This window comes from Streptomyces sp. NPDC058773 (assembly GCF_042746015.1).
Classification (GTDB): domain Bacteria; phylum Actinomycetota; class Actinomycetes; order Streptomycetales; family Streptomycetaceae; genus Streptomyces.
On sequence record NZ_JBHYPE010000021.1, the window covers coordinates 1 to 14465 of the forward strand.

Consider the following 14465-nt stretch of genomic DNA (forward strand, 5'->3'; position numbering starts at 1 on the left):
CCCCTCACCGGGTGGGGAGGGGTGGGAGCGGGTGGGGTGTGCCGGACGTAAAGCGAAGCAGTCCGGCACACCCCACCCGCGGAGGCCCGTCACCGCACCCGACAGCCCCGCGCAGCGGACCCGCCCGCCGCAGGCGCAACGGCGAAAGACCACCACGGCGGGAAAGCCGAAAACGTGGGCTGCCAGCAAAGCGCAGCCGAAACCGTGGGCTGCCAGCAAAGCGCAGCCGAAAACGGGGAATCAGGGAGCGACGGAACGCCCTTCCGTCGCCGACCGCTTGGCGGCCTCCAGTACGCGCAGTGCGGCCGCGGCCTCCCGGGCCGTCACCGGTGGCCGGCCGCCCTCGCGGAGGGCCCGTGCGAGGGCGGTGTAGTACGCGGGGTAGTCGCCCGGCAGGGTCGGTACGGGCTCGCCGCCGCCGGTCTGCGGGGACGACCCGGCGCCGAGCCGGCCGCGGCAGGACTCCGGCTCCACGCCCCACGCCACGCCCTCGGTGCCGGGCCGCAGCCCCTCGCGCAGGGCGGCCTCCTGCGGGTCCAGGCCGTGCTTCACATAGCCGGCCCGGCTGCCCAGCACCCGGAAGCGCGGGCCCAGCATGGCGGCCGTGGCGCTCACCCACAGATGGGAGCGGACGCCGCCGGCGTGGGTGAGGGCGAGGAAGGTGTCGTCGTCGGCCTCCGCGCCCGGACGCCGGACGTCGGACTCGGCGTAGACCGAGACGACCGGGCCGAACAGGGTCAGCGCCTGGTCGACGAGGTGGCTGCCGAGGTCGTAGAGCAGGCCGCCGATCTCCGCCGGGTCGCCGGACTCGCGCCAGCCGCCCTTGGGCTGCGGGCGCCAGCGCTCGAAGCGGGACTCGAAGCGCTGGACGTCGCCGAGCGCGCCGTCCTCGATCAGCTTGCGGACGGTGCGGAAGTCGTTGTCCCAGCGGCGGTTCTGGAAGACCGAGAGCAGCAGGCCGCGGTCGTCGGCGAGCGCGGCGAGTTGCTCGGCCTCGGCGGCGGTCGCGGCCAGCGGCTTGTCGACGACCACCGGCAGACCGGCCTCCAACGCGGCGGTGGCGAGCGGCACATGGGTCTTGTTGGGCGACGCCAGCACGATCAGATCGAGGTCGGCGGCGCGGTCCAGTACCGCCTGGGGGGTGTCGACCGTACGAACCCGGGGGTGTTCGGCGCGGGCCTGCGCCTGCCGCTCCGGGGCGGACGTCGAGACGAGGTCGAGCCGCAGGCCTTCGGTGGCCGCGATCAGGGGGGCGTGGAAGACGGAACCGGCCAGGCCGTAGCCGATGAGGCCGACGCGGAGCGGGGGGTGGGCGTGGTGCGGGGCGGCGGTGCCGGGGGAGCCGCTCGTCTCGATCGTCTCGCTCATGGATGCCACTTAAGCAACGCTGTTGCCAAAGTGCAAGTGATGCGGACAATGGGTGGGTGAGCAGCGATGACATCTCCCGGGGGCGGGCCGGACAGCGGGAAAGCGGCGGCACCACGGGCGCCGCCGGGAGTCCGGGCGCGTACGGGAACCCGAGTGCCTCCGGGGGGCCGGATCTCTCCGGGAGTCCGCCCGCCGCCAAGACGCCGGGCGGGGACGGGAGCACGAGTGCCTCCGGGCGGCCGGGCGTCAACCTCCCCGCGCTGCGCGGTCACAATGCCGCGCTGGTGCTCGGGCTGCTGCGGGTGGCCGGGGAGGAGGGGGTCAGCCGGCTGGAGCTGGCCGCCCGGACCGGGCTGACCCCGCAGGCCGTCAGCAAGATCACCGCCCGGCTGCGGGCCGAGGGCCTGGTCGCCGAGGCGGGCCGCCGCGCCTCCACGGGCGGGAAGCCCGCCACCGTGCTGCGGCTGGTGCCCGGCGCCCGGCACGCCATCGGGCTGCACCTGGACCGCGACGAGCTCATCGCCGTACTCGCCGGTCTCTCCGGCGCCCCCGTTGCCGTACGCCGGGCCCCGCTCGCCTTCGAGGCGGGCGCCGGGCCGGTGCTCGACACCGCCGTACGGGAGGTCGCGGCGCTGCGTGCGGAGGCCGGCGGGCCGCCGGTGCTGGGCGCCGGGGTGGCCTGCCCGGGGCCGCTGGACCACACCGCCGGCGTCCTGCACCGGGTCACCGGCGCTCCGCAGTGGGACGGCTTCCCCCTACGGGACGCGCTCGCCGAACGCCTCGGGCTGCCCGTCGTCCTCGACAAGGACACCAACGCGGCCGCGCTCGGCCTGGCCCAGGGGATGCCGTCCGGCGCCGGCTCGTTCGGGTATCTGCACCTGGGTACCGGCCTGGGCGCCGGGCTCGTCCTGGGGGGCGGCCTCTACCGGGGCCCGCGTACCGGCGCCGGGGAGTTCGGGCACCAGACCGTGCAGTGGGACGGGCCGCTCTGCGGCTGCGGACGGCGCGGCTGCATCGAGGCGCTGTGCCTGGCGGCGGTGGCCCGTGGCGATCTGCCGGGCGCGGCCGCGGTGTTGGGGGCGGGCGCCGCCAACCTGGTCGAACTGCTGGACATCGACCGGGTGCTGCTCGGCGGGCGCACCGTACTGGAGAACCCCGACGGGTTCCGTGCCGGTGTGGCCGGGGCCCTCGACGCGCAGGCACGCGCCCGCGGCCGGAAAGCGGTCCCGGTGGCGCTCGCCCGGGGCGGCGCACGGGTGGTCGCGGACGGGGCGGCGGAGCTGGTGCTCGCGCCGCTGTTCGGGGCACGGGGGGCCACCGTGTCGCGGTGAGGACGTGCCGGGCCCGCCGTCGGCCGGGAGACGCGGTCCGGGGACGGCGCACCGGGGCGCCGCCCGGGAGGTGCGCCCCGGACGGCGCCTGGCGCGGGACCGCTCGCCCCGTAGCGGCGTGCGGTCCTTGTCACCGGCACGCATCCCCGTCGCCGGTGATCATCGTGGCCTTGTCCGCCGCCGTCGAGGAGGACATCCAGCTGTTGTGCCACATGCCCGTCACCGCCGTGGAACGCGGCGTGGACGAAGTCGTCCTCAGGCCACGGGGGGTTGAGGGCGCGAGGGCTGACTTAGGGTGGAGGCGTCGGCCGTGCGTACGGCGCGTGGGTCATGGGTGTGACCCGTGATGTGCCGGAGGCGGTCGGCGCCCCTCGTTCTCACGTACGGCAGGAGTCCGGCAGTGGCAGAGCGCAAGCCGATCGAGTCATGGCTCACCGACATGGACGGCGTCCTGATGCACGAGGGCATTCCGGTCCCCGGGGCGGATGCCTTCATCAAGCGGCTGCGTGAATCGGGCAAGCCCTTTCTCGTCCTGACCAACAACTCCATCTACACCCCACGTGATCTGCATGCCCGGCTGAACCGCATCGGCCTCGACGTGCCGTGGGAGTCGATCTGGACCTCCGCGCTGGCCACCGCCCAGTTTCTGGACGACCAGCGGCCCCACGGCACCGCGTACTGCATCGGCGAGGCGGGCCTGACCACCGCCCTGCACGACATCGGTTACGTGCTGACCGACCACTCCCCGGATTACGTGGTCCTCGGGGAGACCCGCACCTACAGCTTCGAGGCCCTGACGAAGGCGATCCGGCTGATCAATGACGGGGCCCGGTTCATCGCCACCAACCCCGACGAGACCGGCCCCTCGCCGCAGGGCGCGCTGCCCGCGACCGGGTCGGTCGCCGCGCTGATCACCAAGGCGACGGGCGTCGAACCGTACTTCGTCGGCAAGCCCAACCCGCTGATGATGCGGCACGGGCTCAATGTCATCGGCGCCCACTCCGAGACCTCCGCGATGATCGGCGACCGGATGGACACCGATGTGCTGGCCGGTCTGGAGGCGGGCATGGAGACCTTCCTCGTGCTGACCGGCCTCACCCGACCCGAGGAGATCGAACGGCATCCGTTCCGGCCGTCCCGGGTGGTGGACTCGATCGCGGATCTTATTGATCTGGTGTGAGCCCGGTCGTCGGGGGCCCGCGCCGGCCGTAGCCGGGCCCGCGGGCCCACCGGCGGCCGTGGCCCACCCGAACGGCGCAGCCGCGGAGCGCACCGGATGCGGCCGGGCTCGCGTGGGCGGACCTTCGGAGTTATCGGAGGTTCACCATGCGCTCACGGCAACTTGCTCTCTGTGCCGCGGTCGCGGCGTGCGCAGTGACGACGGCCCCCGCGTACGGCGCGGACGCTCGCGACACCGGAACCGTAACGGCCCGGACCGGAGCAGCGGTCCCGGCCGAGCCCGCCCGGGCCGTGCCCCGTGGCGCGGCCGCCCTGCGGGGCCCCGGCCGCATCGGTCCCGGACCGGCGCCCGTCCGTGCGGCACGGACAACCCGTCCCGAACGCCTCGCCGCGACCGGTTCGGGACGGGCTGAATCCGGCGCTGACGCCACGGCCCGAGCCGCCTCGGCGCCGCGGGCCGCCCAGCACACCGACGAAGCCAAGGCCGCCCCGAGCCGCGAGCTGAGCAGTACCTCGGCCGTGGGCCTGGTGCTGGCCGGCGGCGCGATCCTGGTCATCGCGGGGCAGCTGCTCCGGCTCCGGCTGAGACTGCGCCGCGAGCGACGGGGCGATGCCGATGAGCGCTGACGAAGCGGGGCGGACGGGCGCGGTCGCGGTGACCGCCCGGCCCGGTGTCTCCGCCCCGGTCGGCGACGAACCTGCCAACGGCGCCGTGCCGGGTGCGCCCGGAGGGGAGGCCGCCTCCCACTCCGTCGGCTGCGGCCTCCGTGCCGCCCGCGACCCCGGCCCCGTTGCGGGGGGCCGCCGCGCCTGCGAACCCGCCCCCGGTGCGGGGGGCCGCCGCGTCCGCGCCACCGTCCCGCCCTCCGGAACCGCTCACGCCCCCACCCGCCGCCCCGCCCAGTTGCTCGCCGGTGTGGCCTGGGCGGTGTTGCTGCTGGGGTTGTGGCTGTGGGGCCGGGATCTTGCCGATGGCGTGGCCGCGCAGCTGGCCACGACCGGTGATGTCGCCGCCGCCGGGCGTCCGTTGGGCCGGCAGGCGCCGCCGCATGCGCACGCACCGGTACCCGCCGCCGCGACCACACGGCCCGTACGGATCACCATCGACGCGCTCGGCCTACGGGGCGCCGCCCTCACCGAACGAGGCCTCGACGGCGACGGCCTCCTCACCGCGCCTCCGTACACCTCCCCCGCCCCCGTTGGCTGGTACGCCGAAGGGCCGCAACCGGGCGAGGCGGGTGCGGCGCTGCTCGTGGCGCGGGCGGGAGACGACCGCGCCGCTGCCGACCGCGGCCCCGGCGCCCGGCGGGCCGTCTTCCGCCACCTGACCCGCCTCAGGCCGGGCCAACAGGTCGTCATCCAACGGGCCGACGGCAGCACCGCGCGCTTCACCGTCGAGGACGTCCAGATGCACGACCGCCACCGGTTCGACCCCCGCAAGGCCTACGCCGCCCACGACCGGGGCCGCCCCGAACTCCGCCTCATCGCCGACGACTCCGGCGCCGATGCCGACCGTCGCCCCCGGCAGCACGGCACCGACGGGGGCAACGTGATCGTCGTCTCGGCCTACCTGACGGCGTATCAGGAGCCCACGCACCGCCGGGGGGCCGACTGAGCGGAGCCGCTCGGGGGAGAGACGGCTGACGGCATCAGCGACAGCACCACAGACGGCGTCGCCATCGGCCCGCCATCGGTTCCCGCACCACGCATTGTGCGCAGGCTGTCCACAGGCCGACCCGGGCAAGTCGGGCGTGTGCCACGATGGATGCGGCCGGTGGTCCCCCGCCGACCGTGTTCCGTGTTCGTGCTCCGAGGGGGGAGTGGATGTACGGCAATCTGCGACGGATGGCCGCGGCCGGCTCGCCGGGCGGGTCCCGCGACGGCCGGCGGCGCTCCGCGCATGCCGGTGCGGTGTCGGCGAGGGTGACCGTGGGGGCGCTGGCTCTGCTGCTGCTCGCCGGCTGCGCCGACGGCGACAGCGACGGCAGCGTGCCGGACAGACCCGGCCAACGCCCCAAATCCGTCGCGCCGTTCTGGGTCAACCCGGACAGCAAGGCGGCCCGTCAGGTGGCCGCGTACGGCAAGGACGGCAAGTCCGGCGACGCCCGCCTGGTCAACAAGATCGCGAAGCAGCCGGTCGCTGAATGGCTGGGCATCGACGACCCGCAGGGGGAGGCCCGCGGCTTCACCGAAGCGGCCGCCAAGGCCGACCGCGAGGCGCTGCTGGTGCTCTACAACATCCCGCACCGCGACTGCGGCAGCTACTCCAAGGGCGGCGCCGCCGACGGCAACGCGTACCGCGCCTGGCTGGACGGGGTGCTCAAGGGCATCGGCGACCGCGCCACGACCGTGATCCTGGAGCCCGACGCGCTGCCGCACATCGCGGACAAGTGCACCCCGCAGCAGTTCCACGAGGAGCGCTACGCCCTGCTGACCGAGGCGGTCGGCAAGCTCAAGGCGCTGCCGCACACCAAGGTCTATCTGGACGCCGGCAACCCCCACTGGATCAAGGACCCGGGCCGGATGGTCGAGCCGCTCAAGCGGGCCGGCATCGACCGCGCCGACGGCTTCGCGCTGAACATCTCCAACTACCAGACCACCGCGGAGAACACGAAGTACGGCAAGAAGCTCTCCGCCATGGTCGGCGGCAAGCCCTTCGTCATCGACACCAGCCGCAACGGCAACGGCCCGGCCCCCGGCGGCGACGACCCGGAGAACTGGTGCAACCCACCCGGCCGCGCCCTGGGCTCCCCGCCCACCACCAAGACCGACGACCCGCAGATAGCCGCCTACCTGTGGATCAAACGCCCCGGCGAGTCGGACGGCACCTGCAAGGGCGGCCCCGAGGCGGGCACTTGGTGGCCCAAGTACGCCCTGGGTCTGGCCCACGGCGCGAAGTAGCCACGACGTAGGCACGAAGCAGCCACGAAGCAGCCGCGAAGCAGCAAGGGAGTCACCACCGCGCCCTGCCGTGCCGGCGCCCCACCGGCCGCCGGCACGGCACGAACCCCACGTCACGCGCCCACGGCCGCTGCCACGCCCGGCAACGCCCCCAGGACAAAGGCCCGGCGGAAGCGCGCCACGCACTCCCACCGGGCCCGACCTACCCGGCCTGCCAGGCCAGCCAGGTCAACACCGGCGTTCCCTACTGCCGCTCAGGCTCGACCTTCACCCACACCGCCTTCGACGGCGTGCCGTGCCCGTCGACCGCGTGGAGCATGTACCACCCGGGCGGCACCAGCGAGGGGTCCTTGGGCAGGGTGACCGTCACTCCCTTCCCGTCCTTCGTCGCCGTGAAGTCCAGCGCGATGGAGCGCTGTTCGACATTGGTGACATGGGTGAACGAGCCGGGGCGCATCAGCCGCATCTTCTTGATGGCGCCGGCGTGCGGGGCGCCGTAGGTCACACGGTCGCCGAGCGACAGCGTCTTCGGCCCCCCGCCCGTCAGCTCCGGCCGCGACTTCCGGTAGAGGTACGGCGGGGTGTAGAGGTCGATCTGCTGCTGGAAAACACCCGGCTTGGTGTTGTCCTTGTCCCCGAAGAGGGAGTCGGAGCCGAAGGTCATCACCCGGCCGTCGGGCAGCAGCAGCGCACCGGAGTGGTAGTTGCGGCCCACCAGCGGATCGGCCACCTGCCGGGCGGTGTTGGCCGCCGGGTCGTACAGCTCTGCCTTGAGGACGTTGGAGGCGCTGCGCCCGCGGTAGTCACCCGAGCCGTTGGTGGTCAGCACGGTGTCGTCCGGCATGATCACGCTGCTGGGGTAGCGGGCCTTCGCGTACAGCGGCGGCCCGTCCTTGAAGCGCGGCGACGGCGCGTGCAGATCCACGATCCGGGTCTTGTCCGTGGACTTCGGGTCCTCGCCGACACCGCCCCCGCCGAGCACCATGTACCGCTGCTCCTGGGCCGGCGGCAGCAGCACCGACATCGACGTCTCCAGGATGTTCGGGTCGCTCATCCCGGGCACGTACTGGAACTTGTTGGACTTCAGGTCCCAGATGCCGGGCTTGCGGCCGATGTTGTCGGGACCGTAGCCGGCGTTGGAGCCGGTGTAGAAGATCCGGCCCTGGTCGGTGAGGAAGAGCGCCGGGTAGGTCGGGAAGAAGCGCCGCTTGGGCAGATAGCGCCACTTCTTCGTCTTCGGGTCGTAGATCTCCTGCTTGCCGGGGACGACCTGCCCGATCTCGTCCAGCCCGGAGACGGAGAGCACCTTGCCGTCCTGCAGAGTGGTGAGCGTCGGGTACCAGCGGGCCTCGTTCATCGGGTCGACGGGCATGTACCGCTCGGCCACCGGGTCGAACTCGAAGCTGTCCTTGATCCCCTGGAAGTCCTTCTTGTCGAAGGACAGCTTCTGCGCGATGCCGTAGAAGTTCCGGGCATCGGCGCCGGTCAGACCATGGATACGGTAGTTGTCCTGGGCGCCCGTGGAGTGCGACGGGCCGTCCTTGAGGGCCTCGACATAGACCCGGGCCTCGCTGTGCACGACGGTGACCTTGCCGGTCGCCGGGTCGGTCTTCTTCTTCGCCCGGGGCACCACGACGGGGTCCTTGGAGGCGAAGGTCTTGCCGTTCTCCTTGCCGGTGAAGAGCGTGCCGGCCGGGAACGTCTTCGGGCCGTCCGGGTCCTCGTTGTAGATGATCATGAGGCCGCCGGCCTTCTTCACATCGCCGTTCAGCTTCTCGTAGCGCTGGGTGCCGCCGGCCACCAGGAGCTTGCCGTCCGGCAGCTGGGTGTGCCCGGAGCAGAAGAGGTCCTTGGGGGTGGGGATGTTCTTGAAGGTGTTCTTCTCCGGGTCCCACAGCACGGTACGGAACGACTTGGCCCGGAAGTTCGCCGCGTTGTTGCCGGAGCCCGCGACCAGCAGCACCTTGCCGGTGTGCAGCAGGGCGGCGTGGATGGTGTTGATGCGGTACTTCTTCGGGACGTTGACGACGTCCCAGTGGCCGTTCGCCGCCTTGTACTCGGGCTTGTTGATCTCGTACTGGTGGTACTGCTCCGAGGCGAAGCCATAGAGAGCCGGCCCGTTCATCCCGGCCAGCGCGAGCACCACCGCCGTTGCTATCGCGACTCTGCGGGTGCGACGGCTCGGACGGTACTTCATGTGTGACGTCCCCCAAGGGCGATCTGCATGGTCTGTTCGGTGGTGGCGGCCGGGTCGGTGGCCCGGTCACCGGCCGGAGCGGCGGCCTCGTCGGCGTCGGGCGCGGGAGAAGCCCCGCTGTCGGCGGGCGCCGGAGAACCCCCGCCGTCGGCCGCGCCCCCGGAGGCCGTGGTGGCCGCATTCCCGTCGTCGGCCGCGCCCCCGGACCCGGCCGCACTCCGCTTGCGCTTCTCTTCCCGTACGGTCAGCCGCCAGGCGACGATCGGCGCGGCGGTGATCAGCATCGCCAGGCCGGCCCAGATGACCATCGCCGGATGGCTGTGCCCCAGTACGAACGAGGCGATCAGCGAGCCCCCGAAGACGAGCAGGAAGAACAGATGCACCCGGAAGGTCCCGAAGAGCGTGTCCGGGCTGGACGAGTCGCCCTTCGGTGTGACCACGAACTTGCTCTTGCGGCGCAGCGCCGCATCGAACAGCGACCGGGCGTAGATCGGCGCGGACAGCGCGGACATCACCATGCCGGCGACGCCGCCGGAGCCCTCCGGCTCGTGCGGCGAGACATTGTGCCGCCGGTTCCAGATGTACAGGCCGATCTGCAGCGCCGAGGCGTTGCCGTACAGCATCATCCACACCGCCGGGTCGATCTCCACACCGGAAGCGCCCAGACCCAGGAACAGCGCACAACTCAGCGCCGCCAGAATCCAGTTCAGCGCCGACATCGGGTAGAAGATCACCATCATGGTGTAGTTGACCAGCCGGCCGAACGGCAGGCTGAACGGCGCCTTCCAGAACTGCTTGAGGATCGTCTCGTACGTCCCGCGTGACCAGCGCAGCTGCTGGGTGAAGAAGTCTGTCCAGGCCGTGGGGCCCTCACCGACCGCGAGCACGTCCGGGGTGTAGACCGAGCGCCACTTCTTCCCGGTCTGCGGATTGCGGTGCCGGTGGATCTCGAACCCGGTCGCCATGTCCTCGGTGATCGAGTCGTACAGCCCGCCGATCTGCTTGAGGGCGCTGATGCGTACGGCGTTGGAGGTGCCGACGAACATCGGCGCGCCGTAGCGGTTGCCGGCCCGCTGGATCAGCGCGTGGAAGAGGAACTGCTGGGACTCGGCGGCCTTGGTGACGAAGGTGTCGTAATTCCCGTACACCTGGGGGCCGATGACGAAGCCCACGTCCGGATCGCGGAAGAAGCCCAGCATCCGCTCCAGGTAGTTGGGGAGCGGGACGTGGTCGGTGTCGACGGAGGCGAAGTAGTCGTAGTCGTCGCCGTGCGCCGCCAGCCAGGCGTTGTAGTTGCCGTGCTTGGTCTTGGCGCGGTGCGGTCCCTTGGGCCGGTTCCACTCCGGGACGCCCTTACGGGAGAAGTGGTGCACCCCCAGACGCCGGCAGACCTCCTTGACCTCGGGGTCGTCGCCCTCGTCCAGCAGCCAGATGTGCAGCAGCCCGCGGTGGCGGATCCTGACCGCCGCCTCCAGCGTCTTCGTGACCATCTCCAGGGGCTCCTTGCCCGGCACGAAGGAGGTGAGGAAGGCGACGCGGGTGCCGCTCTCGGGTATGACGGGTATGGGGTCCCGGGCGACCAGGGTGGCGTGCGCGTTGGACAGCACGTTCATGCAGCGGAAGAACTCGATCAGCCCGATCGAGACCAGCATGACGACGTCCAGCACCGGCAGGAAGTCATAGGCGGGGTAGTCGCGTTCGGTCCAGTTGCCCGGCTGCATCAGCCAGATCAGCAGCCCGAACGAGAGCAGCGGCGCGGCACCGAGCAGCAGGGCGGCCCGGATGCGGTGCGGCTCGCCGGCGAGCAGCGAGCGGTAGCGGACCGTGTACGGCTGGTCCGGGTCGGGCTGGGTGAGCGGCCCGGCGAGTCTGCTGTAGTGCTCGTAGTCGTAGCGTGGCAGCGGCTTGCGCTGGCTGCGCCGCTGCCGCTGCTGACGTGGCACCCGCAGGCGCGCGGTGGCGGACGAATCGTACGAGTGCTGCGGCCGGGCACCCTCAGGTGGCGACGTCATGGGTCCATCCCCCCGCACGCAACGGGCTGCGTGCCGTGTGCTGATAGCCCGATTTCTCGGTCCCCTCGACCGACTCGGGCTCACTGGTCTCTCGGCCGTCCGCACCGTCGGACGGTGCCGGCCATGTTCCGGTGGTATGAGGAACGCCCCGTAATCCTGCCAAGCAGCGGGTTCCCCGCGTTCACATCACGCCAACCGAGGTGTATCTCTTTCTTCCACTCCTGGGAACCCCGCAGCAATTCGGCCGAGTTCCCAGGTCAGGTTGCCGAACGACCCTGCCGATTGCAAGACGCATCACAAGGTATGGGCCCTGAAGAGGCAATATCCGGACGCCATATGGCGCCTCGCGCAGCGCTTTGACCTGGAACAGCGGCTGTTTTCCGGCTTGTTGACAGATAGTGTCGGGATAACTGGAATAGCATGCTCCGTGAGCGCAGAGTTACCCTGTCGGCAAAGAAAACGCCGCTCGTTCGCAAAGTCCGTCGGCAACTCGCAACGGAATAAGGAGAGTCGGCGGATTCGGGCCCGCCGGGCGCCACCATTTGCCCTCCGGGGTGACCTGGCCGGACGGCCCGGTCGGCACCTTTGTGGCCGGGCGTGCGATTTGGAACAGTATCTGAAGGAATTCACCCGCAAAACAGGGGATGGGCAGATCCGCCACGGATTCGGCATGAACCGCCGAATCCCCGTAAGTGACCTGCGAGTACCGGGAATTGGCCGAACGTCAGGCCCGGCGCCCCCGCTGTCCGCGCCGCCCTCCCGACGGCATCGGCCGGTCGGTGTCACGGTTCCGGGCTCGGGGTGGGCCCGCAGGGGGCGGCGGTGGAGCGACGTTTCGGGGGCGACGCGACCGCGAGGCTCCCGCCCTCGACTCTCGCACGGGCGTTCCAGTCCGCTCGCGGGTCGACCGGCCGGTGATGAGCACGGGCGGGTCTGCCCCTCCTGGGCGACCGCCACCCGCGTGCCCTGGCGCGGCGATGATGATCTTGCATCCGGTCCCGTGCGGGCTGCGCCGCCGGACCGGGCATACGGCTGAGGCCCCTCGCATGGCGAGGGGCCTCAGTGTGTCGTGCGCCGCCAGGGACTCGAACCCCGGACCCGCTGATTAAGAGTCAGCTGCTCTAACCAACTGAGCTAGCGGCGCCTGCTGACCTGAAGAACTTTACACGAACTCGGAGGGTGCTCCGTACCCTCGTCCGCCCTGCTCACGCGCCGGGCCCCTGTGATCCCCGCCACGCACCCCTCGGTCAACGCTCGCCCCCACCTTGAGCCCCCCGGCCAACATTCGACCGATTTATCACGTGAAGCGCGAATTCATCCACTCTCCACCTATGAGCCACTAATTGCCCCGTCAGCATGCGATATGTGTGGCCGGTTGAGAGGCTGAGCCAAGCGCTGTGACGCAAGAACTGAACATTGTCCAGAGGGCGCCGGCCATGGCGTCCGTCACTCCTCCCGTCCCCGTCGCAACCCCACCCTCCACAGCTACGTCTGCCAGGACGCGCGCCCCGGACCGGGTCCCCGGGACTCGCCCCTCCGTCGGAAAGGTTGATCGTCATGGTGTCGACAGCCAAGCGCACCCTTGAGATGCGGCTCCTCCTCGGGCCGGACGAAGCAGTTCCGGTGGCCGGCCGGTTCAGCTACCGCAGTGATCGTCCGTACGAGGTCGAGGTCGCGTTCATCAGTCGCGGTCAGACGGTCGCCACCTGGCTCTTCGCCCGCGACCTCCTGCTGGCCGGGCTGTACGACGAGGCGGGGGAGGGGGACGTCCGGGTGTGGCCCTTCCGCCGGCCGGGCGAACCGCGTCGCGTCCACATCGAGCTGTCCACCGACGACAGCGTCTGCGAGCTGTCGGTGCGGGCGACGGAACTGACCGCCTGGCTGGAGCAGACCGCGGCGATCGTGCCGCCCGGCCACGAGGCCGGCTACCTCGACATGGATGCCCACCTGGCCCGGCTGTTCGCCGGGAAGTGCTGATGGGGGACACGGGATCATGAAAACGACCACGGCCGAGCCGATGACGACGGCCGACCCGGTGACCGCGGCCGGCCCGACGGAGGCCACGGCCGGTCCCCCGGCCGCGTCCGGCTCCGGCACACCCGCCGGGCCCGCTCCCACCGCCCCGGTGCCCGCCGCCCGCCGCGCGATGGGCTCGGGCCAGGGGGAAGGGGCCGCGCAGCCGGCCGTCCAGGAGGGGGGCGGGCAGGCGCTCACCTCCCGGCCGGGGCGCGTCGAGCCGGAGGCGGACGGTGCCGCGGACCCCGCCGCGGCCGCCGCGCACGACCCCTGCGCACACGGCTTTCTGCCCGAGCGGCCCCCCGTCCGCTCCTTGATCGGCACCTGGACCCGGCTGGACGCGATGGCGCGCGCGGCCGCGGTCGCGCCGGACCGGGAGGCCGCCGTCGCGCTCGTCGAACGGGCCCGTCACGCCGGTGAGTTGGCGGCCCTGCGGCAGCGGGTCTCACGGCTCTCGCTGCGCAACGCGGAGGCCGCCGCGATGCGGATCGCGGTGATCGCGGTGTCCTGCGGCTGGTGCGGGATCGACCCGCAGGCGCCGGCCGCACGGGAGGTCGCGGACGAGGCGTTCCTCGATCTCTGGGCGGCGATCGCGCACCGTATCGATCATGACCAGTTCGTCGCGCTGCCCACCCTCGCGCTCCACAACTGGGCTCCGGAACGCAAACCCCGCCGCCATATCCCCATCGACCAGCTGGCCCGCACCGAGACGCTGGTGCCCATCGTCCGCTGGGCCCCGGAGGGCCAACCGCTCAGCCGGCTGGACCGGTTGATGCTGGCCGCGACCCGTCTGGAGGCGCACGGGATCTGGCTCTTCCGGCTCGCCGAGACCCTGGCCGGCCGTTCCCCCGACGACCGTTCCACCCCGACGGCGCTGCGCCGCCTGGTCCGGGTCCAGCACGCGCTGCGCGCCCAGCTCCAGGCGGAGGCGGCGGAACTGTGGGCCGCGCCGGCCACCCCGCAGCAGCGCGCGGTGCTCGGTGCGCTCGCCGGGCAGGGCGCCCTGGAGCCGCCGGTGCTCCAGGCGGCCGACGCCGTACTGGGCATCGGCGCCCGCCGGATACGGGAGGGCCGGCGGCAGCTGCTGCGGCGTCATCTCCCGGCGCAGCACCGTGCCTGGCTCAGCGCGATGGACCGCCACTGCGCCCCCGTACGCACCCTCGCCCACCGCGGCGGCCCCGATGCCGCCGTCTACCGCGAGGCCCAGGAATCCCTGATCGCCCTCCGCCGTACGTACACGTCACTGGTGCAGGCCGCGGCCCGCCCCACGACGGCTCCGCTCACCAGGGCCGCCTGACCCGAACGCCCGCGCGCCGCCCCGTTCCCCGGTACGTCACACGGGCGGCGCGCAGCCGGAGGCGAGAGCCCGGCACCAGGGGACCGATGGACCGACGGCCATCCGCCGCCCCCATGGGCGTGAACACAACGAAGTGGGCGTTCCCGGAGAACCGGAAACGCCCA

The 14465-nt window shown here is 72.1% G+C and carries 10 protein-coding genes and 1 tRNA gene; 7 read left to right on the forward strand and 4 right to left on the reverse strand.

The genetic code is table 11. The features are described from left to right. Positions 1 to 240: 240 nt before the first annotated feature. Entirely contained in the window at positions 241 to 1368 is a 1128-nt protein-coding gene (locus tag ACFW5B_RS19465) for a Gfo/Idh/MocA family oxidoreductase (protein ID WP_386440636.1), read from the reverse strand. 56 nt (positions 1369 to 1424) lie between these two features. Between ACFW5B_RS19465 and ACFW5B_RS19470 the strand changes: the two genes are divergently transcribed. From ACFW5B_RS19470 to ACFW5B_RS19490, 5 genes are all read left to right on the forward strand, one after another. Continuing rightward, on the forward strand, positions 1425 to 2699 hold the full coding sequence (locus tag ACFW5B_RS19470; protein WP_386440639.1) for an ROK family protein: 1275 nt from the start codon (positions 1425 to 1427) through the stop codon (positions 2697 to 2699). 400 nt (positions 2700 to 3099) lie between these two features. Next, positions 3100 to 3879 carry an HAD-IIA family hydrolase gene (locus ACFW5B_RS19475; RefSeq protein ID WP_386440641.1) on the forward strand — a complete coding sequence of 260 codons (780 nt, stop codon included), beginning with the start codon at positions 3100 to 3102 and terminating at the stop codon, positions 3877 to 3879. 194 nt (positions 3880 to 4073) lie between these two features. Then, positions 4074 to 4505: a hypothetical protein gene (locus ACFW5B_RS19480; protein WP_386440644.1), complete on the forward strand. Its 432-nt coding sequence runs from the start codon at positions 4074 to 4076 to the stop codon at positions 4503 to 4505. After that, a complete protein-coding gene (locus ACFW5B_RS19485) occupies positions 4495 to 5493 on the forward strand; it encodes a sortase domain-bontaining protein (RefSeq protein ID WP_386440647.1) in 999 nt (332 codons plus the stop codon). Before ACFW5B_RS19480 ends, ACFW5B_RS19485 begins: the two co-directional genes overlap by 11 nt. A gap of 209 nt (positions 5494 to 5702) precedes the next feature. Continuing rightward, positions 5703 to 6779: a glycoside hydrolase family 6 protein gene (locus tag ACFW5B_RS19490; protein ID WP_386440650.1), complete on the forward strand. Its 1077-nt coding sequence runs from the start codon at positions 5703 to 5705 to the stop codon at positions 6777 to 6779. 244 nt (positions 6780 to 7023) lie between these two features. Here the strand turns inward: ACFW5B_RS19490 and ACFW5B_RS19495 are convergent, their stop codons facing one another. From ACFW5B_RS19495 to ACFW5B_RS19505, 3 genes are all read right to left on the reverse strand, one after another. Further along, positions 7024 to 8976, reverse strand: coding sequence for a galactose oxidase-like domain-containing protein (locus tag ACFW5B_RS19495; protein ID WP_386440654.1), 1953 nt, complete (start codon positions 8974 to 8976; stop codon positions 7024 to 7026). Then, positions 8973 to 10988: a glycosyltransferase family 2 protein gene (locus ACFW5B_RS19500; protein WP_386440657.1), complete on the reverse strand. Its 2016-nt coding sequence runs from the start codon at positions 10986 to 10988 to the stop codon at positions 8973 to 8975. The genes ACFW5B_RS19495 and ACFW5B_RS19500 overlap by 4 nt, the downstream gene beginning before the upstream one ends. Positions 10989 to 12058: 1070 nt before the next feature. Next, positions 12059 to 12132, reverse strand: a tRNA-Lys gene (locus tag ACFW5B_RS19505). 413 nt (positions 12133 to 12545) lie between these two features. Between ACFW5B_RS19505 and ACFW5B_RS19510 the strand changes: the two genes are divergently transcribed. Next, a complete protein-coding gene (locus tag ACFW5B_RS19510) occupies positions 12546 to 12965 on the forward strand; it encodes an SsgA family sporulation/cell division regulator (RefSeq protein WP_386440660.1) in 420 nt (139 codons plus the stop codon). Between the two features lie 16 nt (positions 12966 to 12981). Next, the gene (locus tag ACFW5B_RS19515; RefSeq protein ID WP_386440663.1) at positions 12982 to 14301 is read left to right on the forward strand and encodes a hypothetical protein; all 1320 of its coding nucleotides are present in this window, start codon (positions 12982 to 12984) and stop codon (positions 14299 to 14301) included. Positions 14302 to 14465: the final 164 nt, after the last annotated feature.